The organism is Streptomyces milbemycinicus (genome assembly GCF_002154605.1).
In the GTDB taxonomy this organism is placed as follows: domain Bacteria; phylum Actinomycetota; class Actinomycetes; order Streptomycetales; family Streptomycetaceae; genus Streptomyces; species Streptomyces milbemycinicus.
Window position 1 is genome coordinate 1 of the sequence record NZ_MUNE01001301.1, and the last position, 582, is coordinate 582.

1 protein-coding gene is annotated in these 582 nt (G+C 66.3%); it reads left to right on the forward strand.

The annotated features are described in order from the left end of the window. Window positions 1–290: 290 nt before the first annotated feature. On the forward strand, window positions 291–582 hold a 292-nt coding region (locus CCN51_RS52740; protein ID WP_143676286.1), incomplete at its 3' end, for a hypothetical protein.

Sequence of the window (582 nt, forward strand, 5' to 3'; positions counted from 1 at the left end):
GACGCCCCCAACCCCTTCGGCCGGCGCCTGGACCGCGATGCCTTGGACTTCCTCACCGCCGTCGGCGCGGGCAAGTTGGTGACACGGCCAGCGGGAGATTGGCCGCCGATGCCGGCGTGCGGTCCCTGTACCCGCACAGCTTGATGAAAGACATAGAAGTCCCTGGAAGGCCGATGCCCGTGTGCACCTGCCCGTGTTCGGCGGGCCCTTGGACTGTGTCATTCCTCCCGCCCGGCTGTTCTTTCCCGTCAACCGTGGCAGTTGCTGGCAAAGTTGGTGCCGTGTGTGCGGTGAAAGAACAGACGTCCAAGGCCACAGTCGCCGACCTCGTCCGGCAGCGCTGGGGAACCGTCCTTGATGAGGAAGACCTCCTCGCGCGGTTCCGGGAGCCGGGATGGTCCTACCAGGAACAAGTCCCCCGCTCATGTCCCACCTGCGATACCCCGCTGCACTCGCTGCGCCGCCCCTACGAGTCGGCCGGCCGTCAGTACCGCTATGTCGCCGTGGTCTGTCCAGCCTGCCCCCACGCCTACACCCTCGCTGACCTGGGCGTGAAGACCTATGACAAGCTGATCGCCCTCC